At 67.1% G+C, this 23,780-nt stretch carries 21 protein-coding genes; 7 read left to right on the top strand and 14 right to left on the bottom strand.

Features of this window, described 5'->3' with window-relative positions:
- Positions 1-138: 138 nt before the first annotated feature.
- The 4 genes from radC to J7J08_RS07695 all read right to left on the bottom strand — a co-directional run bounded on the left by radC (position 139) and on the right by J7J08_RS07695 (position 2,577).
- Positions 139-837, bottom strand: a complete 699-nt coding sequence (gene radC, locus J7J08_RS07710) for a DNA repair protein RadC (RefSeq protein WP_214903555.1) — start codon at positions 835-837, stop codon at positions 139-141.
- Between the two features lie 195 nt (positions 838-1,032).
- On the bottom strand, positions 1,033-1,443 hold the full coding sequence (locus tag J7J08_RS07705) for a hypothetical protein (protein ID WP_214903552.1): 411 nt from the start codon (positions 1,441-1,443) through the stop codon (positions 1,033-1,035).
- A 192-nt stretch (positions 1,444-1,635) separates the two neighbouring features.
- Entirely contained in the window at positions 1,636-1,794 is a 159-nt protein-coding gene (locus J7J08_RS07700) for a hypothetical protein (protein WP_214903549.1), read from the bottom strand.
- A 465-nt stretch (positions 1,795-2,259) separates the two neighbouring features.
- Positions 2,260-2,577 carry a hypothetical protein gene (locus J7J08_RS07695; protein ID WP_214903546.1) on the bottom strand — a complete coding sequence of 106 codons (318 nt, stop codon included), beginning with the start codon at positions 2,575-2,577 and terminating at the stop codon, positions 2,260-2,262.
- 202 nt (positions 2,578-2,779) lie between these two features.
- On the opposite strand from J7J08_RS07695, the gene coaBC reads away from it, so the two are divergent.
- Genes coaBC through J7J08_RS07680 form a run of 3 tightly spaced genes read left to right on the top strand, consistent with a single transcriptional unit; the run spans position 2,780 to position 6,863 of the window.
- Positions 2,780-4,036, top strand: coding sequence for a bifunctional phosphopantothenoylcysteine decarboxylase/phosphopantothenate--cysteine ligase CoaBC (coaBC, locus tag J7J08_RS07690; protein WP_214903543.1), 1,257 nt, complete (start codon positions 2,780-2,782; stop codon positions 4,034-4,036).
- Positions 4,033-4,506, top strand: a complete 474-nt coding sequence (dut, locus tag J7J08_RS07685; RefSeq protein WP_214903540.1) for a dUTP diphosphatase — start codon at positions 4,033-4,035, stop codon at positions 4,504-4,506. The genes coaBC and dut overlap by 4 nt, the downstream gene beginning before the upstream one ends.
- A gap of 14 nt (positions 4,507-4,520) precedes the next feature.
- The gene (locus tag J7J08_RS07680; protein ID WP_214903537.1) at positions 4,521-6,863 is read left to right on the top strand and encodes a phosphomannomutase/phosphoglucomutase; all 2,343 of its coding nucleotides are present in this window, start codon (positions 4,521-4,523) and stop codon (positions 6,861-6,863) included.
- Between the two features lie 99 nt (positions 6,864-6,962).
- On the opposite strand, the gene J7J08_RS07675 is transcribed toward J7J08_RS07680, so the two are convergent.
- The 8 genes from J7J08_RS07675 to pyrE all read right to left on the bottom strand — a co-directional run bounded on the left by J7J08_RS07675 (position 6,963) and on the right by pyrE (position 16,818).
- The gene (locus J7J08_RS07675) at positions 6,963-7,682 is read right to left on the bottom strand and encodes a response regulator transcription factor (RefSeq protein WP_214903534.1); all 720 of its coding nucleotides are present in this window, start codon (positions 7,680-7,682) and stop codon (positions 6,963-6,965) included.
- Positions 7,663-10,323 (bottom strand): sensor histidine kinase KdpD, encoded by a 2,661-nt coding sequence (locus J7J08_RS07670; protein ID WP_214903531.1) that lies wholly within the window; start codon positions 10,321-10,323, stop codon positions 7,663-7,665. The genes J7J08_RS07675 and J7J08_RS07670 overlap by 20 nt, the downstream gene beginning before the upstream one ends.
- A gap of 37 nt (positions 10,324-10,360) precedes the next feature.
- Positions 10,361-11,053: a potassium-transporting ATPase subunit KdpC gene (kdpC, locus tag J7J08_RS07665; RefSeq protein WP_214903528.1), complete on the bottom strand. Its 693-nt coding sequence runs from the start codon at positions 11,051-11,053 to the stop codon at positions 10,361-10,363.
- Positions 11,050-13,152 carry a potassium-transporting ATPase subunit KdpB gene (gene kdpB, locus J7J08_RS07660; RefSeq protein ID WP_214903525.1) on the bottom strand — a complete coding sequence of 701 codons (2,103 nt, stop codon included), beginning with the start codon at positions 13,150-13,152 and terminating at the stop codon, positions 11,050-11,052. Before kdpB ends, kdpC begins: the two co-directional genes overlap by 4 nt.
- An 11-nt stretch (positions 13,153-13,163) precedes the next feature.
- Positions 13,164-14,876, bottom strand: coding sequence for a potassium-transporting ATPase subunit KdpA (gene kdpA / locus J7J08_RS07655; RefSeq protein WP_214903522.1), 1,713 nt, complete (start codon positions 14,874-14,876; stop codon positions 13,164-13,166).
- Positions 14,877-14,888: 12 nt separating this feature from the next.
- A complete protein-coding gene (locus tag J7J08_RS13480; protein ID WP_214904102.1) occupies positions 14,889-14,981 on the bottom strand; it encodes a potassium-transporting ATPase subunit F in 93 nt (30 codons plus the stop codon).
- A 493-nt stretch (positions 14,982-15,474) separates the two neighbouring features.
- Entirely contained in the window at positions 15,475-16,143 is a 669-nt protein-coding gene (locus J7J08_RS07645; RefSeq protein WP_214903519.1) for a hypothetical protein, read from the bottom strand.
- A 15-nt stretch (positions 16,144-16,158) separates the two neighbouring features.
- Positions 16,159-16,818 carry an orotate phosphoribosyltransferase gene (pyrE, locus tag J7J08_RS07640; protein ID WP_214903517.1) on the bottom strand — a complete coding sequence of 220 codons (660 nt, stop codon included), beginning with the start codon at positions 16,816-16,818 and terminating at the stop codon, positions 16,159-16,161.
- A 163-nt stretch (positions 16,819-16,981) separates the two neighbouring features.
- On the opposite strand from pyrE, the gene J7J08_RS07635 reads away from it, so the two are divergent.
- From J7J08_RS07635 to J7J08_RS07625, 3 genes are all read left to right on the top strand, one after another.
- Positions 16,982-17,782 carry an exodeoxyribonuclease III gene (locus tag J7J08_RS07635; protein WP_214903515.1) on the top strand — a complete coding sequence of 267 codons (801 nt, stop codon included), beginning with the start codon at positions 16,982-16,984 and terminating at the stop codon, positions 17,780-17,782.
- On the top strand, positions 17,779-19,074 hold the full coding sequence (locus tag J7J08_RS07630; protein WP_214903513.1) for an MFS transporter: 1,296 nt from the start codon (positions 17,779-17,781) through the stop codon (positions 19,072-19,074). The genes J7J08_RS07635 and J7J08_RS07630 overlap by 4 nt, the downstream gene beginning before the upstream one ends.
- A gap of 96 nt (positions 19,075-19,170) precedes the next feature.
- Entirely contained in the window at positions 19,171-19,398 is a 228-nt protein-coding gene (locus J7J08_RS07625; protein ID WP_214903511.1) for a hypothetical protein, read from the top strand.
- Positions 19,399-19,522: 124 nt separating this feature from the next.
- Here the strand turns inward: J7J08_RS07625 and J7J08_RS07620 are convergent, their stop codons facing one another.
- Together J7J08_RS07620 and J7J08_RS07615 are read right to left on the bottom strand one after the other, a co-directional pair.
- Positions 19,523-20,647 (bottom strand): anhydro-N-acetylmuramic acid kinase, encoded by a 1,125-nt coding sequence (locus J7J08_RS07620; RefSeq protein ID WP_214903508.1) that lies wholly within the window; start codon positions 20,645-20,647, stop codon positions 19,523-19,525.
- 93 nt (positions 20,648-20,740) lie between these two features.
- Positions 20,741-22,204 carry a peptidoglycan DD-metalloendopeptidase family protein gene (locus J7J08_RS07615; RefSeq protein ID WP_214903506.1) on the bottom strand — a complete coding sequence of 488 codons (1,464 nt, stop codon included), beginning with the start codon at positions 22,202-22,204 and terminating at the stop codon, positions 20,741-20,743.
- A 167-nt stretch (positions 22,205-22,371) separates the two neighbouring features.
- Here J7J08_RS07615 and tyrS point away from each other — a divergent pair, with 167 nt between their 5' ends.
- Positions 22,372-23,583: a tyrosine--tRNA ligase gene (gene tyrS / locus J7J08_RS07610; protein WP_214903503.1), complete on the top strand. Its 1,212-nt coding sequence runs from the start codon at positions 22,372-22,374 to the stop codon at positions 23,581-23,583.
- Positions 23,584-23,780 lie beyond the last annotated feature (197 nt).

The raw sequence follows: 23,780 nt of genomic DNA, 5'->3' as shown, positions 1-23,780 counted from the left end.
GACTGGAGCGGCGGAATCGGCAATTTTAGCCCAGAAGCTGCCTCGATCCATTGAACCGGGGCACAGCGGGGGTGGGAAGCGGGTTCTGGGACCGGGCTGAAGCCCTTGGGAGCCGGGCGGATTGGCTGACCGGGCCGTTCAGCTGCGGGCGGATGGGTCGCGCTGGAGCCAGCCACGCTCAGCCATGGAGACTGGAGTGCCGTCGCCTACGACGATGTGATCGACCAGTCGGACGCCCACCAGCCCAAGTGCCTGCTGCAACTGGTGAGTGATCTCGCGGTCGGCCTGGGAGGGCTCGGCCCGGCCGGAAGGGTGGTTGTAGCTGACGATGACCGCCGCCGCGTTGTGCAGCAATGCCCGCCGGACGACCTCCCGGGGATAGACGGCTGCAGCATCGATGGTGCCGGTGAAAAGCTCCTCGTAGGCCAACGTCCGGTTCCGGGTGTCCATGAACAACGCTGCGAACACCTCCCGGGGCCGTGAGCGCAGCCGCAACTTGAAGTAGCGCCCGGCCGAACCGGGGTCACACACGCTGTCGCCGCGCTCAAGGTCGGCCAGCAGGTGGCGACTGGCCAGTTCCAGTGCGGCCACCAGCTTGCAGGCACGCGCGGGGCCCAAGCCCGGCAGCTTGATGAGCGTTGCTGCGTCCAGATCAAGAAGTTTTCGCAATGGACCATGGTCGTCGAGCAGCCGTCTGGCGCTCTGTACGGCATCCAGCCCGCCGCTGCCGCTGCCGATGAACAACGCGAGTAGTTCCGAGTCGGTCAGCGCCTCTGGGCCGCGCGTCAGCAGCTTCTCGCGAGGACGATCGCCCTCGGGCCAGTGTTTGATTGCCATGCAGGTAGTGTCGGCCCAGATCCCGCTAACCAGCGATAGGGAACTGCCGCGTCGTCGCGTAGGGCGCTCATCGGAGCTGGTCGTCACTACCATTCGGTTGCTGCTCGACTTCGCCATGCGTCTGTCGCAGCGTCCAAATCCCAAAGCCAAGGCCGAAGAGGGCGATCAATACGGTCGCCCCGATAAGGACAGTTGTCATGAATGCCGCTCCTGATCAGGCGAGTGGAATGTTGATATGCGCGTAAACAAGCAGTAGCTGATGTAGAGCGACACCAGGGCGATGATTCCAACGCACGTCATGATGGATTGCCGATCGACCGCGTCGCCGCCAGCCAGCGTCAGGCAGAAAAGAACGCCATGAACAGCGATGAAGAAGGCCGACACGCCGTTCTGCGCCGTCTTCCAGGACCTGTCTGCGCTGACCAGGTGCTCAATTTCGTTGATGTTGGAGATATGAAGCACGAGTCCAAAGGCAATTAAGTCCTGCGGCGCGAAGGGCTCGATGGTGCCTTCCTTGGTTACCAGCCAGATGAGGAATCTCGAGAAGATCGGGATCAGGCCGACCAGGACGGTATAGGCAAGCCACTTGGTCTTTGCTGTCTCCATCTCACGCTCCATCTCAACGCTGCACGCGTCAGAGCGCGAATTCTATGAGGATGACGGCGACCAGAATTGAAGACCGTGTTCCAGTTTCAAAGCTATCTATCGCCAAATATCATCCTATGTCGCAACTAACGTTGTGATGGGTGTTGTCAGCGACAGCAGGAACTCAGTTAAATAATTCCCTCGTTGCGGCGATCAGCCCTTCTTCATGTATGCGACACCCATGCCGCCAGCCAGACATCCCACGAAAATGGGGAGCGATAATTGGATGGAAGCACCAAGCACGGCTGCAATCGCCGCACAGGTGATGCCAAGAAGGGCGCTTGCCATTAGTGCAACAGTCTGTCTGCTCATGAACATCTCCATTTCAAGTTGATCTAGGAATGATCCCTGGTAGAACGAGAATATCCACTAAGGCTGAACCCGCGTTGCAAAAAAATCCCCAAGGAAATCATTGAAGGCGCTCGGGAATCGCGCAGGATCAGGCAGATCCTGCGCGAACAAAAATGGCCTGGGCAGTCGCCTCTTAGTTGGCCATGTACTGAACCATTATGGATGTGACTGCGCCAGTCACTGCCCCGCCGATCCCACCGATCCCGGCGCCAGCCAAGGCTCAGGGACCAGCGCCAATGCCTCCAAAGAACGCGCCCGTCATAGCGCCCGTCACACCGCCACCGATAGCGCCTGCAACGCCGCCGATGGTTGCGGCGGGGAAGACGAGGTGGCCACAGGCAATTCACGATCCTTGATCTACTGCGGCCCATGCTAACAACCGCGCTCGGCCAAGCACTGGGCAAAGTGTCAAGCACACGCTTTGGATCAGTGGTCCAATACTTCGCCCTCTTGCGGATCAACAAGGTAGACCCTGCTCCCCGGCGGGATACGGGCAAGCGTCAGGGGGTACGGCACGGTAATGGGGAGCGATAAGGGCTCCGGCTTCGGCTGCATCCGGATCAACGCATAGGACGCGAGGACAGTTTCCACGCGCGTCTGTGCGGGTGTAACGATGACCAAGGGCGCGCCCACCAGGATGTCTGGCATCTCGTCCGTGGCCGGGATGCCCGGCAGCAGCACGTGGCGCGCGAGCCCGGGAATCTTGAGGACATCGGCCACAGTGAAAAGATAAAGGTCCGGCACAGTGCGATCCGCGATAGGTGGCGTGCCAGGCCGCAGCATTGGCTGGTGGCGATCCTAGGGCCAGCGAGCCCGCGGTAACAAGCTGGCGTGCGCCCGCGAGGCCCTCTCATGACGAAAAAACCTCCCCTTATTCCCCGGGCGCATGAGGCCCGTAACCCCCATCGGGTAAGCTAATCGCCTCGGTTCGACAGGAAATTCGCAGGTGGCTGACTCCCCCCAGGCTTCCCCGGCGCAGGCGCGCCCGCTGGCAGGCCAGAAGCTGTTGTTGTGCGTGGGTGGCGGCATCGCGGCCTACAAGTCGCTGGAACTGGTGCGCCGCCTGCGTGACGCCGGGGCCCAGGTGCAGGTCGCCATGACCGCCGGGGCCCAGCAGTTCGTCACCCCGCTGAGCTTCCAGGCCCTGTCCGGCCAGCCTACCCGCACTACCCTGTGGGACAGCGCGGCCGAACAGGCCATGGGCCATATCGAGCTGGCGCGCTGGGCCGATCGCATCGTCGTCGCCCCGGCCACGGCCGATCTGCTGGCACGCCTCGCCAACGGCCATGCCGACGACCTGGTCACCACCCTGTGCCTGGCCACCACCGCGCCGCTGACCGTGTGCCCGGCGATGAACCACCGCATGTGGCTGCACCCCGCCACCCAGGCCAACATCAGCCTGCTGCGCGAGCGCGGTGCGCAGGTGATCGGCCCGGAAGACGGCCCGCTGGCCGAAGGTGAATCCGGCCCGGGCCGGCTGAGCGAGCCGCACGCCATCGTGGCGGCGCTGGCCGCGCTGCAGTCCCCGGCCGCGGCCCAGGCTGTCCCCCAGGAACTGCAGGGCCTGCGCGTGCTCATCAGCGCCGGCCCCACCTACGAAGACCTGGACCCGGTGCGCTATGTGGGCAACCGCAGCAGCGGCAAGATGGGCTATGCGCTGGCCGCCGCCGCCGTGCGCCTGGGCGCGCAGGTGGTGCTGGTCAGTGGCCCCGTGCACCTGGCCACCCCGGCCGGGGTGCAGCGGGTCGACGTACGCTCTGCCGCGCAGATGCGCGGCGCCGTGCTCGATGCGCTGCCGGCCGACATCTATATAGGTGCCGCTGCGGTGTCCGATTACACCCCGCGCCAGATCGCCCCGCAGAAGCTGAAGAAGACCGCCGGCACCCAGACCCTCACGCTGGAGCTGGTGCGTACCCCGGACATCCTGGCCGAAGTGGCCCAGCAGACCAACGCCCTGAAACTGGTGGTCGGCTTTGCCGCCGAAACCCACGACGTGGAGAAGTACGCGCGCGGCAAACTGGTCGACAAACGTTTGGACCTGGTGATCGCCAACCAGGTGGGCATCACCAACGGTGGCTTCGAAAGCGATGAGAACGCCGCTACCGCGTATTGGCAGGGGGGGGAGCAGGTGTTCCCCGGCACCACCAAGGCGCTGCTGGCCGAACAACTGTTGTCCCTGATTGCCCAGAGGTTGCACGCATGACCCACGCCCCGTCCCTGCAGTCGCTGCAGGTGAAGCTGCTCGATCCCCGCTTCGGCGATACCTGGCCCCTGCCGGCCTACGCTACCGAAGCCAGCGCCGGCCTGGACCTGCGCGCCGCGCTGGAAACCGAGCTCACCCTGCAGCCTGGGGATACGGCGCTGATTCCCAGCGGCATCGCCATCCACATCGCCGACCCGAACCTGTGCGCGGTGGTCCTGCCGCGCTCGGGGCTGGGCCATCGCCACGGCATCGTGCTGGGCAACGGGACCGGCCTGATCGATGCCGACTACCAGGGCCCGCTGCTGATCAGCGCCTGGAACCGCGGCCGCGAAGCCTTCACGCTGCAACCGGGTGACCGTATTGCGCAGCTGGTTGTGCTGCCGATTGCACGCGTCGGCCTGCAGGTAGTGGATACTTTCACTGACAGCGCCAGGGGAACGGGTGGATTCGGCCATACCGGGGTGCGCTGACAGGGGGAACATCAATGAGCAAGGCAACGGCGGAAGGACAGCCGCGATTGACAAGCAGGCGTAACGGGCTGTTGCTGGTGGGGGCCTTGGTCCTGCTGGCGGCGTGGTTTGCCTGGAGCGGGGTGCGGCAATGGCGGCAGGCCTCGGTAGGGCAGGCGCTGGAACAGGCCCGCGACCAGATCGTGCAGGGCGTGGACGCCGCACTGAAGGGGCAGAGCGCGCAGCTGCGCACCTTGATGAAGAGCGAGCGGGTCAGTACCGCGCTGGCCGCCGGCGATGCCGATGCCACCGCGCTGGCCGTGCGCGAAGGCTGGCCGGGCACCGAAGACGTGCAGGTGCTTACCGCCGACCTGGACCAGGGCTACGCCGATCCGAAGGCCTTCGGGTACGCCCGGCTGGGCCTGCTGGAAGCCGCCATTGCCGGCGATACCGTGGTGGCGCGCGTGGTGCGCGACGCCGGTGGCCAGCGCCTGGGCCTTGCCATACCGGTGCAGCTGGGCAGCACGGGGCCGGCGGTGATCTACGTGCGCCAGCCATTGCTGCGCCTGACCGGCACCTTCGACCAGGTGCGGGTGCCGTCTGCGGGCTACCTGGCGCTGCGCCAGGGCACCCACAACATCATCGAGCAGGGCGACAGCAGCCTGTCCCAGGGCGCGGAGGGCCTGGCCCGGCCGATCAGCAAGAGCGGCCTGCGCCTGGCCGCCGCCGTGCCGGATGTCGAACCGGGTCCGCTGGGCCTGGGCGCGATTCCGTCCCTCATCGTGGCCGTGCTGCTGCTGGCCATCGCCGGCATGCTGCAGTTCGGCAAGGGCCGGGTGAAGCTGCCGCGTCGGCGTGCCGCCATCAGCGAGGGCGACCACGGCCCCACGCTGCGCGAAAGCCTGGTGCAGGACCCGTTGCTGGAGCCGGCATCGGCGGCTGGAACGGGCGCGCCGCCGCCGCTGCTGCCTACCGGCCCCGGCCATGAGGTGCCAGAGGGCATCTTCCGCGCCTACGACATCCGCGGCGTGATCGGGCGCGAACTCACCCCGCAGGTCGCGGTGCTGATCGGGCAGGCCATCGGTTCGGTGCTGCAGGTGCAGGGGCTGCGCGACATCGTGGTGGGCCGGGATGGCCGCCTGTCCGGTCCGGAACTGAGCGCCAGCCTGATCGAAGGCCTGCGCCGCGCCGGGTGCGACGTCACCGACATCGGCCTGGCGCCTACACCGGTGGTGTACTTCGCCAGCTACCACCTGCGCGCGGGCAGCTGCGTGGCCGTTACCGGCAGCCACAACCCGCCCGATTACAACGGCTTCAAGATCGTGGTGGGCGGCGAAACCCTGTCCGGCGATGCCATCACCGAGCTGTACCAGCGCATCCGCGATGGCCAGCTGCACGTGGCTGCCGAACCGGGCAGCCTGCAGCAGCGCGACGTCAACGCCGATTACATCCAGCGCATTGCCGATGACGTGCAGCTGGATCGCCCGATCAAGGTAGTGGCCGATGCCGGCAACGGCGTGGCTGGCGAACTGGCCCAGCCGCTGCTGGAAGCGATTGGTGCCGAAGTCATTCCGTTGTACTGCGATGTGGATGGCACCTTCCCCAACCACCACCCCGACCCGAGCGACCCCGACAACCTGGAAGACCTCATCCAGACCGTGAAGCGCTTCGATGCGGATATCGGCCTTGCCTTCGATGGCGATGGCGACCGCCTGGGCGTGGTCACCAGGGAAGGCAGGATCATTTATGCCGACCGCCTGCTGATGCTGTTCGCGGCTGATGTGCTGCAGCGCAATCCCGGCGCGCTGGTGATCTACGACGTGAAGTGCAGCGGCAAGCTGTCCGATTACGTGCTGCGCAACGGCGGCAGCCCGATGATGTGGAAGACCGGGCATTCGCTGATCAAGGCCAAGATGCGTGAAACCGATGCCGAACTGGCCGGCGAGATGAGCGGACACTTCTTCTTCAAGGAGCGCTGGTTCGGTTTCGACGATGGTTTGTATGCGGCCTCGCGCCTGCTGGAAATCCTGGCCCAGCGCGACGAAACACCGTCGGAGGTGCTCGACGAGCTGCCCGACAGCGTGTCCACCCCGGAGCTGAAAGTGCCGGTGGAAACGGGCACCCCGCATGCGCTGGTGTCGATGTTCGTATCGGCGGCGCAGGCGGAAGTGTCGGTGTTCACCGGTGCGCGTCTGTCCACCATCGACGGCCTGCGTGCGGACTTCCCGGACGGCTGGGGCCTGCTGCGCGCCTCCAACACCACCCCGGTGCTGGTGCTGCGTTTCGAAGGCAACGACGAGGCCGCGCTGGAGCGCATCAAGGCGTTGTTCCGCGAACAGCTGCAGCCGCTGCTGCCGGGCGTGGATCTGCAATTCTGAAGGTAGCGCCGGCCGTTGGCCGGCCCAAGGGGTATCACACCGTGCGAGGGCCGGCCAACGGCCGGCCCTACCGGATGAATCTCGACCTGCGGTCGAGATTCACCCTTTGAACCGCAACCCCACACCGGGTTCGGTGAACAGGTAACGCGAATCCAGCGCCGAATCCCCCAGCTTGTGGCGCAGCTTGCTCACCAGGATGCGCAGGTAATGCGTGTCGTGCTGGTGGGTCGGCCCCCAGATCTCGGCCAGGATCTGCGGCTGGGTCACCACCCGGCCGGCATTGCGCAGCAACAGCGAAAGCAACGCATATTCCTTGCGCGTCAGCGCCACCGGCGCGCCGTCCAACTGCACTTCGCGCCTTGCCAGGTCGATATGCAGGTGGCCGTCATCGAAATGCGGTAACACTCCATCGGCCGACACCGTGCGCGTGCGCAGCAGCGCACGCACCCGTGCCATCAGTTCCTGCGTGCCGAACGGCTTGGTCACGTAGTCGTTGGCGCCGTTGTCCAGCGCCAGCACTTTCTCGGTCTCGCTGGCGCGCACCGTCAGCATGATCACCGGCACCTGGCTCCACTGGCGCAGCTCGGCCAGTACCTCATGGCCTTCCATGTCCGGCAGGCCGATATCCAGGATCACCAGGTCCGCGCCTTCGCCCACCAGCTGTTCCAGCCCTTCCTGTCCGGTGGCCGCCTGCAGCACCCGGTATCCCTGCGCGCGCAGGCTGATCTCGAGGAAGCGGCGGATCTGCGCTTCATCGTCGATCACCAGCACGCGCGCGGGCGGCACGCCAGGGGAAGGGTCAGGAATCGTCGGGGTCATCGGCAGGGTGGGGTTGCAGCAGCGGGAGCGTGATGCGGATCAGGGTACCGCGTCCATCGCGGCCCGGCAGTGCCTGCACGTTGCCGCCATGCGCGCCGATCATGCCCTGGCAGATGGTCAGCCCCAGGCCGGTGCCATGCCGGCCCCGGTCGCCGCGCTCCACGCTGTAGAACATGTCGAAGATGCGCGCGCGTTCGTCATCGGGAATGCCGGGGCCGGCATCAAGCACATCGATGCGCAGCCCGCCGTCCACCAGCCGCGCCTGCACCTCCACCGCCGCACCGGGCGGGGAGAACTTCGCCGCGTTCTCCATCACGTTGAACACCGCCTGTTCCACCAGCGCCGGGTGCACCCAGATCGGGCCCAGCGTGCCGGGAATATCCAGCTGCAGCCGCACGTCCGGCTGGTAGCGCTGCAGGCGGCGCGCGGCCGAGCCCACCAGTTCGTCCACCCCGATCCAGTCGCGGTTGATCTTCAGCCCTTCGTGGCCGAGCCGGGTCATGTCCAGCAGGTTCTGGATGTAGCGGTCCAGCCGCTCGCCTTCCACCAGGATGGTGTCCAGCAGGGCGCGGCGGTCGTTGGCATCCATCGCCTCGGCATAGTTGGACAGGCTGCCGGCCGAGCCGATCATCGCTGCCAGCGGCGAGCGCAGGTCGTGCGACACCGACGACAGCAGCGCCGAACGCAGCCGCTCGGTTTCGTTGCTTACGTGCGCTTTTTCCAGGTCGGCCACCAGCCGCGTGCGCAGCGCGGCCTGGGCGATGTCATCCACCATCGCCTCGGCCAGTTGACGCTGCTCCGGGGTCAGGCGCGGCGCGCTGCGCGGGAAGCGCATGCCGGCCACGCCGATGGCGCGGTCGTCGCCGTCCAGCAGTGGCAGGAACCACCATTCCGCGCCGGCCAGCGTGTCGGTGAAGCGGCCGCTCGGCTGGCCGTGGCGGTGCGCCCAGTCGGCCGCAGCCAGATCGGTGTCGCCCGGCGCGGCGCTGCCGCTGGTGCTGGTGTCGGCGCCGATGCGCAGCCAGGCCGGCGCATCCAACGCCTGCTCCAGCGCCTCGCGCCCGGCCTGCGCCACGGCCTCGTTGTTGGGGGCGCGGGTCAGCTGGCCCCCCAGCACCTGGCGCGCATTGGCATGCCGGTTGGCCGCGCGCAGCGCCACCACCTGCATGCGCAGGCGCGAGGCCAGCCGCCCGGCCACCAGCGCCGCCACCAGGAACAGGAACACGGTGATCACGCCCTGGCGCGCGCTGATGGCGAAGGTGAAGCGCGGCGCGATGAAGAAGAAGTTGTAGGCCAGGAAACACAGCGCCGCGGCCATCACCGCCGCACTGGTGCGGCTGCGCGCGGCCACCACCACGACCGCCACGATGAACACCATCGACAGGTCGTACAGCCCCACCCAGCGTTCGGCCACCAGCGCCACCAGGCAGGCCAGCGCGGTGGCGGTTACCGCCAGCAGGGTATCCCGGCCGGTGCTCAGCGTCGGCATCGACAAGCCATGGCGGCGGGCATGCGCACGTGCCTGTGGGGTGCCGATGATGGTGATCTCAAGGTGCGCGCCGCGCTGGATCAACTGCTGGGTGAGGGTGCGGTTGAGCATGCGTGCGAACGGCCGCTCGCGGGTACGGCCCAGCACCAGCGTGGACACGCTGTTGTGCGCGGCGTGGTCGAGCAGCGCGTCGGCAATGCTGGGTCCGTGCAGCAGCTCGGCCTCACCGCCCAGCCGCCGTGCCAGTGCAAACGCCGCATCGATCTCGCGGCGGGTGCTGTCGTCTTCGCGGCGGCGCTGCACGGTCACCACCGTCCAGGGCGCATCGCGGCGCTCGGCGATGCGCCGACCCACCCGTACCAGGTACTCGCTCTGGCCGCCACCGTCGATCGCCACCAGCACCCTGCGGCGCAGCGGCAGGTTGCCTTCGCCGCGTGCGGCACGGGTTTCGCGCAGGCTGGTGTCCACCCGGTCGGCCGCTTCCTGCATCGCCAGCTCGCGCAGCGCGGTCAGGTTGGCAGGCGAAAAGAACGCCTGCAGTGCCTGCGCTGCCTGCTCGGGCACGTACACCTTGCCCTGCTGCAGGCGTTCGATCAGTTCGCGCGGTGGCAGATCGACCAGCACGATGTCGTGCAGGCGGTCCAGCACCGCATCGGGCACGGTCTCGCTGACCCGCACCCCGGTGATGCGCATCACCACGTCGTTGAGGCTTTCCAGATGCTGGATGTTGAGCGTGGTCCAGACGTCGATGCCGGCGTCCAGCAACTCCATCACATCCTGCCAGCGCCGCTCGTGGCGGCTGCCCGGCACGTTGCGGTGCGCCAGCTCATCCACCAGCACCAGAGCCGGGCGGCGCGCCAGCACCGCATCCAGATCCATTTCCCGCAGCGCGTGAAGCTGGTACTCGCGCTGCAGCAGTGGCACCTGCGGCAGGCCCTCCAGCAGCGCCGAGGTCTCGGCGCGGCCGTGGGTTTCCACCAGCCCCACCACCACGTCCACGCCGCGGCGCAGCTGCTCGTGTGCGCGCCCCAGCATGCTGTAGGTCTTGCCCACGCCGGGTGCGGCACCCAGGAACACGGTGAGCTTGCCGCCGGCCTCGCGCTGCAGGCGTTCCACCAGCGCGTCGGCCTGTCGGGTACGGGAATCGGTCATGGGCATGGAGTGTGCGCCGTTCGGCACCGTCATGACATCAACGAACCGTCGTCCCGATCCCGGAAGGCACCGTAGCGCCGGGCTCTGCCCGACCGCTCTTCGCGCGGTCCAACGCCACGTTGAGGTCCATCACGTTCACCCGTGGCTGCCCGAACACGCCCCATTGCGGGCCCTGCGTATGCGCCTCCACCAGCGCCTGCACCTGCTCAAGGCTCAGTCCGCGGTTGCCCGCCACCCGCCTGACCTGCACAGCCGCTGCCGCCGGCGACAACTCTGGGTCCATGCCCGCGCCGGACTGGGTCACCAGGTCGCCGGGAACCTCCGCCACGGTGATGCCTTCACGCACTGCCATAGCGCGGCTGGCGTCGGTCACGCGTTCCTGCAGGGCAGGGTTGCTGCGCGCCAGGTTGCTGCCGGCGGCGGCCATCGGGTCGTAACTGGCCGCAGACGGACGTGCCTGGAAGTAGCCGTCGCCCACGAACGGCTGCGCCACCAGGCGCGAACCCCGCACCTGGCCGTCGATGACCAGCAGGCTGCCATCGGACTGTGCGGGGAACAGGGCGCGGCTCACCGCCGTAGTGCCCACCGCGTAAGCCAGGCCGAGCAGCAGCAGGCTGGCCACGCCCAGGCCGATGGCCGGGCGCAGCGCACCCTGTTGTTGCAGGGAAACAGACGTGGCGGCGCGGACACGCGCCGGGCGGGAAAACGGAGCAGCAGCGGAGCGGTTCATGCGCCAAATACCGGGAAGAGGAGGAGGTCGATCAACTTGATGGCCGCGAACGGCAGCAACACGCCGCCCAAGCCGTATACCAGCATGTTCCGGCGCAGCAGCGCGGTCGCCGTGGCCGGGCGGAAGCGCACGCCGCGCAGGGCCAGCGGGATCAGCGCCGGAATCACCAGCGCGTTGAAGATCAGCGCCGCCAGCACCGCGTTGCGCGGGCTGGACAGATGCATCACGTTCAACGTGGCCATGGCCGGCAGCGTCGCGGCAAACAGCGCCGGCAGTATCGCGAAGTACTTGGAGACGTCGTTGGCCAGCGAGAAGGTGGTCAGCGCACCGCGCGTGATCAGTTGCTGCTTGCCCACTTCCACCACCGCCAGCAGCTTGGTCGGGTCCGAATCCAGGTCCACCATGTTGCCGGCTTCCTTGGCCGCCTGCGTGCCCGAGTTCATGGCCAGGCCGATGTCGGCCTGGGCCAGCGCCGGGGCATCGTTGGTGCCATCGCCCACCATCGCCACCAGCCGGCCACCGGCCTGCTCGGCGCGGATGCGGGCCAGTTTGTCTTCCGGGCGCGCTTCGGCGATGTAGTCGTCCACGCCGGCTTCGGCCGCAATCGCGGCGGCGGTGAGCGGGTTGTCACCGGTGATCATCACCGTGCGGATGCCCATCGCGCGCAGCTGCGCGAACTTCTCGCGCATGCCGTGCTTGACCACGTCGCTCAGTTCGATCACGCCCAGGATGTAGCGGCCCTCGCAGATCACCAACGGCGTGGCGCCGTTGCGCGCAACCTGTTCCACCCGCCCGGCCAGCTCGGCCGGCACCGTGCCGCCGAGTTCGCGCACATAGGCGGTGATCGCGGCCGCCGCGCCCTTGCGGATGCGCCGGCCGCCGTCCAGGTCCACGCCCGACATGCGGGTCTGGGCGCTGAAGGCAAGGTAAGTTGGAACCCCAAACATGGATGTGCGGATTTTCGCGGCAGGCCCCGCGTTGTCGTCGCGGTCAGGCTCTGCCGCGACACAACCTTGCTCACGCGCCAGCCGCACCACCGATTTGCCTTCCGGGGTCGGGTCGGCCAGCGAAGAGAGCAGGGCTGCTTCACGCAGCTGGGTCGCATCGATACCAGCCAGTGCATGGAAGTGGGTGGCCTGGCGGTCGCCATGGGTGATGGTGCCGGTCTTGTCCAGCAGCAGCACGTCCACGTCGCCGGCCACTTCCACCGCCTTGCCCGACTTGGCCAGGATGTTGGCGGCCAGCGCACGGTTCATGCCGGCGATGCCGATGGCCGGCAGCAGCCCACCGATGGTGGTTGGAATCAGGCACACCAGCAGCGCGATCAGCAGCAGCGGGTCCACCTTCACCCCAACGAACGCACCGATGGCAGGCAGCGTTGCCACCACTACCAGGAAGGTCAGCGTCATTGCCGCCAGCAGCAGGGTCAGCGCCACCTCGTTGGGAGTCTTCTGCCGGTTGGCGCCTTCCACCAGCGCGATCATCCGGTCCAGGAAGCTGTGGCCCGGTTCGGCGGTGATCTTCACGATGATCTGGTCCGACAGCACCTTGGTACCCCCGATCACGCCACTGCGGTCGGTGCCGGCCTCGCGCAGCACCGGTGCCGATTCACCAGTCACCGCCGCTTCGTTGATGGTGGCCAGGCCCTGCACGATCTCGCCATCGGCCGGCACCAGCTCGCCGGCACTGACGATCACATGGTCGCCCGGGCGCAGCTCGGCCGCCGGCACCCGGGTTTCGCCGGCAGCGGGGTGTGCGGCGGCCAGCCGGCGCGCGCTCAGGTCCTGGCGGGCACGCCGCAGCGACGCAGCCTGGCCGCGGCCGCGCGCTTCGGCCACCGCCTCGGCGAAGTTGCCGAACAGCACGGTCAGCAGCAGGATCGCCGTCACCGCCAGGCCGAAGCCGAGGGGCGCGTTGCCGGTGAGCGTCACCAGCAGGCTCACCAGCGTGCCCACCATCACCACCGCCATCACCGGGCTGTGCACCAGGTGGCGCGGCGAGAGTTTGATCACCGCATCGCGCAATGCCCGGCGCAGGCCGGCTGCATCCAGCAGGCGTGGGCGGCGGGAGGACGCTGCATTCAAGGGATAGGTATTCATGGTTTCACGTCTCAGCGCAGCGTCAGCGACAGGTGGTCGGCAACCGGGCCCAGCACCAGCGCCGGCATGAACTGCAATACGGTCAGGATGACGATCAGCGCGATCAGGGTCAGCGCGAAGGTCGGGGTTTCAATCTGCAGCGTGCCGGCCGATTCCGGCGCACGCCGTTTGGCGGCCAGCTGGGCGCACACGATCAGCGGAATCACCAGCACCGGGTAGCGGCCCAGCAGCAGCACCAGGGTGCAACTCAGGTTCCACCACGGCGTGGCATCGCCCAGCCCTTCAAAGCCCGAGCCGTTGTTGGCGAACGCCGAGACGTACTCGTAGAACACCTGGCTGACCCCATGGAAGGCGGGGTTGGAGGTGCCGGTGATCGACGGAATGGCCAGCGTGATCGCGGTGAACGCCAGGATGGTGATCGGCTGCAGCAGCACCAGCAGCGCCAGCAGCTTCACCTGCGGGGTTTCCAGCTTGCGCCCCAGCAGCTCGGGGGTACGCCCGGTCATCAACCCGGCCAGGAACACGCCCAGCAGCAGGTACACCAGGAACTGCTGCAGGCCGCAGCCGATGCCGCCCCAGATCGCATTGATCAGCATGTTCACCATTGGCACCGCGCCGGCCAGCGGGCTGAGCGAGTCGTGCATGCCGTTGACCGAACCGTTCGAGACCTGGGTGGTGATCGCCGCCCACAACCCGGTGCTGTCCGCACCGAAGCGCACTTCCTTGCCTTCCATCAGCAGCGGGCTGGCGGCCGTGGCCGAATGGCCCTCCAACCACACCGTGGCGGCGATCGACACGCTGGACATCGCCAGCATGCAGCCGAACACCAGCGCGGCCAGGCGCTTGCGCCCGGTGAAGGCGCCCAGCATGAAGACCACCGCGATCGGGATCAGCAGGATGCCGATCAGCTCCAGCGCGTTCGACAGCGGGGTCGGGTTTTCCAGCGGCATGCTGCTGTTGGGGCCGTACCAGCCACCGCCGTTGGCGCCCAGCTGCTTGGCTGCCACCATTGCCGCGACCGGGCCGAGTGGCAGCTTCTGCGCTTCCATGCCCGATGCCTCATCGATCGGTGTGGCGGTCGGGCCACCGGCAAGCGTCGAGGGCACGCCCTGGCTGGTCAGCAGCACCGCCCACAGCAGGCACAGCGGCAGCATGAAGCGCACGCAGGCGCGCACCACATCGGCGTAGTAGTTGCCCACGTCGATGCGCTGGTCGGCCGGCAGCATGGCCTCGGCGACATCGCCCTCCGGCGCCTTGCCGAACAACGCGCGCAGCGTGGCCACCACCAGCGCCAGTCCCATCATCGGGGTGACCACCTGCAGGCCGGTGATCGCGGTCATCTGCGCGAAGTAGGACAGCTGCGCCTGCCCGGAATAGTGCTGCTGGTTGGTGTTGGTCAGGAACGACACCATCGTGTGCAGTGCCGTGTCCCAGCGCATGTTGGGAATCTGGTCGGGATTGAGCGGCAGCCAGGACTGGGTCATGAACACTGCCTGCACCAGCACGGCAATCACCAGGTTGCTGAGCAGGAACGCGCCCACGTAACCGCGCCACGACATGCCGCGCGCCGGGTTCACGCCCAGCACGCGGTACAGCGGCTTCTCGATCCAGCCGAACAGCGCGTCGCCGCGCATCGGCCCGCCGCGCATCACCCGCGCCAGGTACAGCCCAAGCGGAAAGGCCAGCACGATGCTGGCCAGCAGAATCAACAGAATCTCGGTCATGGTCGGCTCCGGTCAGAATTTTTCGGGCGCAAGCACGACGTACAGCAGGTAGGCGGCGGCAACGAGCACCAGCACGCCGCTCACCAGCGAAAGCCAGGCAGGCAGGGTGGGCGTCGCCGCGGCAGCGGCAGCAACAAGAGGCAAGGTCAGGCTCATGGGACGTCCAGGTGGAACCACTCCACGTCAGGCCGTCATGGTGTTCCCCACCCGCGTAAACGCTCCACGCCTGCCAGGCTGCTGGCGCGTAAAAAGTGCATAAAAAAGGGTGTACCGACGTTGGTCGGTACACCCTGGGGCTTCGTTCGGGGGTATGAACGCCTGAGGCGCGGCTTCGGATCGTCTAAACGTCGGACGAATACCCGGGGACGATTGTTTTTCCGCCTTCGGACGCTTGGGCCGCGCTGCGCGCGGTGTCCGGCCAACGTTATGCCCGCCGTCCTGGCGGGCACCCTCCGGGCCGGCGCGTTGCGCCGTTGAGAACGGCTCCTGCCGTTCTCTTCGGGGCTACGAACCGGTACGGGCCGATTGGGATCGGGATCAATCAACCAAACGCATTTGGTCCCGGTAGCGCCGGCCGTTGGCCGGCCCTCGTGAACCCTTACCCGCGCGGGTCGGTCGAAACACCCTTCAACAACCGGTACCGCTGCAGGGTTTCCTCGATCTCCACATCCAGCGCCTTGCGCTGTTCCACGTACGAGGCCTGCATGCGCTTCTGCGCAACCAGTTCGGCATGGCGCAGGCGGATGGCCTCGGCCTGCTTGGCCACGACCGGCTGCCCGGCCAGTTCGCGGTCGCCCGCGCTGCCCAGCAGGGTCACCAGTGCGCCGCGCAGGCTGGCCACGTTGTAGTTGGCCGTCTGCACGTTGTTGTCCAGGATCCCGGTGCGCTCCACGAACACCCGGCGCAGGTCGGCTTCGTCCTGGTAGGTCGACAACATCGCCTGCTCGGTACGCTTCCGGGTCTGCTCGGCGGCGTCGTCGAGCTGGCGCTGGGCGGCGGCAACGGCCGCATCGGCGCGCTCCTCCTCGGTCAGGGTGCGTTCCACACCGCCCTTGCGCAGGCCGCTGGTGACGCTGAACTCCTCACGGGCGTTGTTCACCGCATCCTGGGGAAGCGCATCGCTGCAGATGCGCTCCTTGCCCTCGTTCCAGCAGAACAGCTTCTTGGGTTTGGCCGCCGCGCTGCTGCGCTTGGTCTGGGCCTGGGCCGAGAGCATGGGCGCGGCCAGCAACAGGCCGATGATGGTGAATGTGGCAATCCTGGACATGGGAGCCCCCTGCTCTCAACGCGTAGGACGGCTGCCGTAACGGGAACGATAGTCCTCCAGCGGCTGCCGGTACCCGACAAGTTCCGGATTTCCGGAGGCAAAATCAAGCAGGTCGGCCAGCGTGGCCGCCGCAACCACCGGAATGCCGGCCTCTTCAGCCACGGCCTGGGCGGCCGAACGGCGGTCTTCTTCCGACGCGATCTCCTGGCGATCCAGCGCCACCACGATGCCCGCCGGGGTACCGCCGGCCTGCTTGATGATGCCCAACGCCTCGCGGATGGCGGTGCCGGCGGTGATCACATCGTCCACGATCAGCACGCGCTTGCCGTTCATGTCCGCGCCGATCAGGTTGCCACCCTCACCATGGGCCTTGGCTTCCTTGCGGTTGAAGCACAGCGGCAGGTCGCGGCCGCGCTGGGCGAATTCGCAGGCGGTGGCGGTGGCCAGCGGAATGCCCTTGTAGGCCGGGCCGAACACCACGTCGAACTTCAGCCCGGTGGCATCCACCGCATCGGCATAGCAGGCGGCCAGCTGAACCATGCTGGCGCCGGAATCGAAGCGGCCGGCATTGAAGAAATAGGGGCTCAGGCGGCCCGACTTGAGGGTGAACTGGCCAAAACGCAGGGCATCGGCGGTCAGGGCCAGCTGCAGGAAACGGTGACGGTGGTCGCTCATCTAACGCTCTATTCAATTCTCTTGGAGCGCAGATCCTAAAGCATGACCGGCAATTCAGGCTCGCGACCGGCCGCCGCAGGCCCCTGCAACGGCCGGATCCGGCCAGCCGATGGGCCGGGCAACCCGGTATGCTTTGGCCGTTACGTACCAGACACGGGTCAGCATGCGCATCATCAGTTTCAACGCCAATGGCATCCGTTCCGCCGCCACCAAGGGGTTCCTCGAGTGGTTCCGTGCCCAGGATGCCGATGTGCTCTGCATCCAGGAGACCAAGGCCCAGGAAGACCAGCTGACCGACCCGATGTTCCGCCCGGACGGCCACCACTGCTTCTACCGTGACGCGATCACCAAGAAGGGCTACAGCGGCGTGGCCATCTACAGCAAGCGTGAGCCCGACCAGGTCATCACCTCACTGGGCTGGGCCCCCTTCGACGACGAAGGCCGCTATATCGAGGCCCGCTACGGCAACCTCAGCGTGGTCTCCTTCTATATCCCCTCCGGCAGCTCCGGCGACCTGCGTCAGGGCTTCAAGTACGAAGTGATGGAGTGGCTGCGCCCGATCCTGGCGCAGTGGCTGGCCAGTGGCCGCGACTACGTGCTGTGCGGGGACTGGAACATCGTCCGCTCGGCGCTGGACATCAGGAACTGGAAATCCAACCAGAAGAACTCCGGCTGCCTGCCGCCCGAACGCGACTGGCTCAACGGCCAGTGCGTGGATGCCGGCCAGGCGCTGGACGTGGCCGGCGGCCAGGGCTGGACCGACGCCTATCGCCTGCTGCACCCCACCGGCGAGGACTACACCTGGTGGAGCAACCGCGGTGCGGCCCGTGCCAACAACGTCGGTTGGCGCATCGACTACCAGTTCGTCAGCCCCGGCCTGCGCGACCGCCTGCGCGGCTGCTCGATCTACCGCGATGAGCGCTTCTCCGACCATGCCCCGTTCACGGTGGACTACGCCCCATGAGTGAAGCGGTCGCTCCGGTCAGCTACAAGGGCTGGACCGGGATCAAGCGTGCCTTCGGCACGCCCTCGGCGCTGACCATGGCCTTCCTGGGCTTTGGCAGCGGCCTGCCGTTCCTGCTGATCGCCTCGCAGACCCTGTCCACGCGCCTGCGCGATGTAGGGCTGGACCTGCACAGCATTGGCCTGATCAGCCTGGCCAGCTTCTTCTACCTGCTCAAGTTCCTGTGGGCGCCGTTGATCGACCGCTATGCCTTCCCGCTGATCGGCTTCCTCGGCCGCCGCCGCTCGTGGCTGCTGGTCTCGCAGATCGGCGTTACCGGCGGATTGTTCGCGCTGGCCTTCGTGCGGCCCGAGCTCGGCGTCACTCCGCTGGTGCTGTGGGTGCTGGTGGCATCCTTCGCCGGTGCCACCCAGGATTCGGTGGTGGACGCCTACCGGATCGAAATCGCCCCGGAAAGCGCCCAGGCCGCGCTGGCCGCGACCTACACGCTGGGCTACCGCATCGGCTTGATCCTGGCCGGTGCCGGTGCGCTCTACCTGGCCCAGTTTGAAGGGTGGATCGTGGCCTACCTGGCCATGGCCTCCCTGATGGTGCTGCCGATCATCACCACCCTGGTATGCCGCGAACCGGCCCAGCCAGAAGTGCGGATCCAGCGCCGCATCGACTTCTTCGGTGCCTTCTGGCAGCCGATCGCCAGCTTCTTCAGCAGCAACGGCGTGGTCCTGGCGGTGGTTCTGCTGGCTTTCGTGGGGCTGTTCAAGTTCCCCGACCAGGTAATCGGCGTGATGGCCGGTCCGTTCTACCTGGACTCGGGATTCACCAAGGCCGACATCGCGACGGTATCCAAGTTGTTCGGGGTGTGGATGGGGATCGGCGGCGCCTTCCTCGGCGGCGTTGCCGTTGCGGCGTTTGGCTTCCGCCGCATGCTGCTGGTGGCCGCGCTCGGCGTGGCGCTGTCCAACCTGGCGTTCCTGCTGATGGCGCAGAACCCGGGCCAGCTCTGGGCGTTCTATGCAGCGCTGTGTGCCGACAACCTGTTCCAGGGCTTCGCCGGCACCGTGCTGGTCGCCTTCATGTCCTCGTTGACGGATCGAAACTTCACTGCCACCCAGTACGCGCTGCTTGTCTCGCTGGCGAACCTGCCCGGCAAGTTCGTCGGTGGCGCTTCCGGGTACATCGTCGAGGCCACGTCTTACAGCGCCTTCTTCATCCTGAGCTCGGCCACGGTCATCCCGACCCTGCTGTTGCTGGTCTGGCTGTGGCCGCGCATCCGCGACCGCAGCGCCAGCTGAACCGCACAGGCGCGCGGTTGCCGCGCGCCGTCCAGTGGGCCATCATCAACCCCGTTGTACCGTGGGGGCGGTGCGTTGCCAGCAGGGGGAAAACACATGGCTGATTTGGTGCTGCGCGACCTGGATCCGCTGCTCAACGAGCGCATCCGCCGGGTGGCCGTCGCGCGCGGCTGGACCCGCGAACACACCTGCCTGGTCCTGCTCGAGCAGGGCCTGTTCGCCAGCGAACTGGAAGTCCGCAGCGGCTTCCACGACCCGGAAGTAAACGCCCTGGCCGAAGCCATCGCCGCCCTGCAGGCCCTCCCGGACGTAAAGGCGTTCTAACCGCGCGGCCACCCACCCGATCGCGATGCATCACACCGGTAGGGTCGCACCCCAGTCGACCGCCGACGCATGGCCACCATTCGATTACGGCATGACCCCCAATCGAAACGGCGCTCCACCGCCATCACGCCAAATGAATCGCCCCCAATATCCGCGGCCCCCGCGCCCCGGTAACGCTCGGCAGATTCCCCGGCAGCCCCTGCAGCGTCCGCTGTGCCAACCACGCAAACCCCATCGCCTCCAGGTAGTCCGGGTCCAGCCCGTGCACCGCACTGGATTCGATCACCACCCCCGGCAACCGCGCGCTGAGCCGCCGCAGCAGCTGCGCATTGCGCACCCCACCGCCACATACCAGCACCCGCTTCGCCCCCGGTAGATGGGCCAGCAGCGCATCGGCCACGGTCGCTGCGGTCAGCTCCAGCAACGTCGCCTGCACATCCGCCGCCGCCCGCTGCCGGTCGCCCAGCGCCGCCTCGGCCCACGCCAGATGGAACTGCTCGCGCCCGGTACTCTTCGGCGGTGGCAATGCAAACCACGGCTCGCCCCGCCAGCACCCCAGCAATTCCTCATCCACCTGCCCACGGGCCGCAAACGCGCCATCGGCATCGAACGGCATGCCGGTGTGCCGCTCGCACCACGCATCCATCAGCGCATTGGCCGGCCCGGTATCGAAACCACGTGGCGTGCCTGCGCGCGGGATCAGGGTCAGATTGGCGATCCCGCCCAGGTTCAACACCGCCCGGTCCTCATCGGCCGTGCCCAGCATCGCAAGGTGGAAGGCCGGCATCAGCGGCGCCCCGTGTCCACCGGCCGCCACGTCGCGACGGCGGAAGTCGGCCACTGTCGTGATGCCGGTCAGCTCGGCAATGCGGTTGGCATCGCCTAACTGGCAGGTAAAGGCAGGGTTGGCCAGCGGCCGGTGGCGCACCGTCTGCCCGTGCGACCCGATCGCCCGCACCTGCGCCGGCGTTGTCCCGGACTGTGCCAGCAGGCGGTTGGCCGCCGCAGCGAAGGCGATGCCGATCTGCGCATCGATCCGGCCCAGCGTATCCAGCGAGCCCAGCTCGCCGCCTTCGCCCAGGGCCACCAGCTCGGCGCGGATGGCCGGGTCCCACGCGTGGGTCAGCCCATCGACGAAGCGGCAGCCGCCCTCGGCGGGAAACTGCACCAGCGCGGCATCGATGCCATCGGCGCTGGTGCCGGACATCAGGCCCAGGTAGAGCGGGGTATGCAGATCAGGTGCAGTCATGGCCAGGCGGTTCAACAGGGTGCGTGCAGCTTCCGCGCAACCTGTTGCCGCCGTCAATGCGCGCGCGGGTGCGCGCGCTGCAATCCGCCGCGATCAGCCGCGGCTGCCCTTGGCCGGCTTGGCCGTGCTGGCGGTGGTAGTGGTGGCCTTGTCGGCCTTCGGCGCCGGGTTGGCGTCGGCGTAGATCAGCTTCTCCATGCCCTGGATGCGGGCCAGCGCCGGCGCGGTCTGCGCGCGGAAGGCGACCAGCTCGCTGCCCTTCAGCGGCTCCGGTGGCGGCATCGTCACCGACAGCGGGTTGCGGTGCACGCCATTGACGCGGAATTCATAGTGCAGGTGCGGGCCGGTGGCCAGGCCGGTCGAACCCACGTAGCCGATCACCGCGCCCTGCGCCACGCGCTGGCCGGTCTTGAACTTGCCAAAGCGCGACATGTGCCCGTACAGGGTAGTGTGGCCGCGGCCGTGGTCCAGGATCACCACGTTGCCGTAGCCGCGCTGCACGCCGGCGAACTGCACGCGGGCATCGCCGGCAGCCATGATCGGCGTGCCGGTGCGCGCGGCGTAGTCCACGCCCTTGTGCATGCGCATCTTGCCCAGCACCGGGTGCTTGCGCGCGCCGAAGGTGGAGCTCAGGCGGGCGAAGGGAATCGGCATGCGGATGAAGCTCTTCTTCAGCGGCCGGCCGCTGACGTCGAAGTACTCGCTCTTGCCGTTGCGGTCGAAGCGGAAGCCGCTGTAAGTCTTGCCACCGGAGGTGAAGGTGGCCGCCAGGATCTTGCTGGTGTCCACCTTCTCGCCTTCGCGCCAGGTTTCATCCAGCACCACGCTGAAGCGGTCGCCCGGTTGCAGGTCCTTGGAGAAGTCGATGTCGTACTTGAAGATCTCATCGGTCATGGTGGCGATTGCCGACGGCGACAGCCCGGCCTTGCGCGCTGATGCGTACAGCGAGCTGGTGATCTCACCGCTGGTTACCACCCGGCGGGTGGAGGATTCGCGCTTGCTGACCTTCTCGGTGATCTTGCCGTCCTCGAGGCTCAGCTCCACGCGGTTGTCGCTGTCGCGGTCATAGCGGATCGTGCGCAGCTCGCCGGAAAGCGGCAGGTCGAAGCCGATCTCGGTGCCGGGGCGCAGCTTCACCAGGGAATCGCGCACGCCCGGGTGGTCCAGCACCTGGTGCATCACCGTGGCCGGAATGCCGGCCTCGTCGAACAGGTCGCTCAGGGTCTGCCCGCGCTGCACGCGCAGCACCTGCCAACTGTCGCCCGGGACCTGCTTGAGGCGTTCCTGGGACAGTGGCGGCAACGGCAGGGCCAGGGTCGAATGGCCGAGCGAATAGGGGGTCTCGATGGTGTGCGAGAAGCCCGGCACGATCGTGGCTACCAGCGCGCCAATGGTCGCGAACAGGCTGGCGTGCATCCAATGGCGGCGGGTCCAGCGCTCGTTGAACGCGGCCGGGAGGTGTTGCCTGAGCTTCCGATGCAGGGCGGTGTCGTGAAGGACGTGAAGGCGTTCCTTGAAACGCTGCTTGCGCACGCGGCCTTGATCGGTATTCAGCATCGTCGGTGAGTTCCTGACTGGCCCGGGAGCGCGGGCCCAAACGTCGGTAACATAGACAGGTATAAATACCGCGTCAAACCCTTGTGCCTATTGGCTTTTGTGAAGCGCTTGCGGTTAACTTGTACTTAACGTCATTCATGTAAATAAGGCATCGCCGGGAGTTGCACGTGTCCTCGATTGAACAAGCCCTTGCCCAGATCGGCCGTGGCGCCGATGAAGTCCTCAAGATCGAGGAGCTGCGCCAGCGGCTGGAAAGTGGCCGCCCGCTGCGGGTCAAGGCCGGTTTCGACCCCACTGCCCCAGACCTGCACCTGGGCCACACCGTCCTGCTGAACAAGTTGCGTCAGTTCCAGGACCTGGGTCACCAGGTCATTTTCCTGATCGGCGACTTCACCGGCATGATCGGCGACCCCTCGGGCAAGAACGTCACCCGCAAGCCGCTCAGCAAGGACGACGTGCTGGCCAACGCACGCACCTATGAAGAACAGGTGTTCAAGGTGCTGGACCGCGAAAGGACCGAAGTGCGCTTCAACTCGGAGTGGTTCGGCAGGATGGGTGCGGCCGACATGATCCGCCTGGCCGGCCAGCACACCGTGGCGCGCATGCTCGAGCGCGACGATTTCGCCAAGCGCTACGCCGCCCAGCAGTCCATCGCCCTGCATGAGTTCCTGTACCCGTTGGTGCAGGGCTACGACTCGGTGGCCCTGGAAGCGGACGTCGAACTGGGCGGCACCGACCAGAAGTTCAACCTGCTGATGGGCCGCGGCCTGCAGGAGCATTACGGCCAGAAGCCGCAGATCGTGCTGACCATGCCGCTGCTGGAAGGCCTGGACGGCGTGGCCAAGATGTCCAAGTCGCTCAACAACTACATTGGCATCAGCGAACCGGCGATCGACATGGTCACCAAGACCATGAAGATCGGCGATGACCTGATGTGGCGCTGGATCGAGCTGCTCTCGTTCGAGATCAGCCAGGCCGAGGCCATCAGCCTGCGCGAACAGGTTGCCGCCGGCACCCTCAACCCGCGCGAGGTCAAGCTGCGCCTGGCGCGTGAGCTGACCACCCGCTTCCATGATGCCGACGCGGCCGAGTTGGCCATTGCCGGTTGGAACGCGGCCGTGACCGGGCAGGGCGATGTGACCCTGCTGCCGCTGCAGGAAGTGACCATCCCCGCCGAAGGTCTGCGTATTGGTGCATTGCTGACCGCTGCCGGTGTCACCCCGAGTAATTCCGAGGCCTCCCGCAAGCTCAAGGAGCGTGCGGTGAAGGTGGATGGTGAGGTGATGGACGACGCCCAGCGGGTGTTCCTGCCCGGCTTTGAGGGGCTGCTTCAGGTTGGCAAGCGCAACTTTGCCCGCGTGCTGCTGGTCGCCGCCTAAGCGCCACAAGGCTTTCGCGCCTCCGGGCGCGAAAGCCGCATGAATGAATGCACAGTTGGGCGAAAAAAGCTGTCAAACCCCCTTCACAAACGGCACCGTTGGGGACATACTTTCCCTCCCCCGACGCAGGGGCCACCGCAAGGCGGCAACCGCGAAGGAACAGGACTTCAGCTTCTTCGAAAGAAGGTGTTGACGGA

The organism is Stenotrophomonas sp. ISL-67 (genome assembly GCF_018612915.1).
GTDB lineage: Bacteria > Pseudomonadota > Gammaproteobacteria > Xanthomonadales > Xanthomonadaceae > Stenotrophomonas.
Note: the sequence above shows the minus strand (reverse complement) of the source record. Positions and strands in the feature narration are given on the sequence as shown.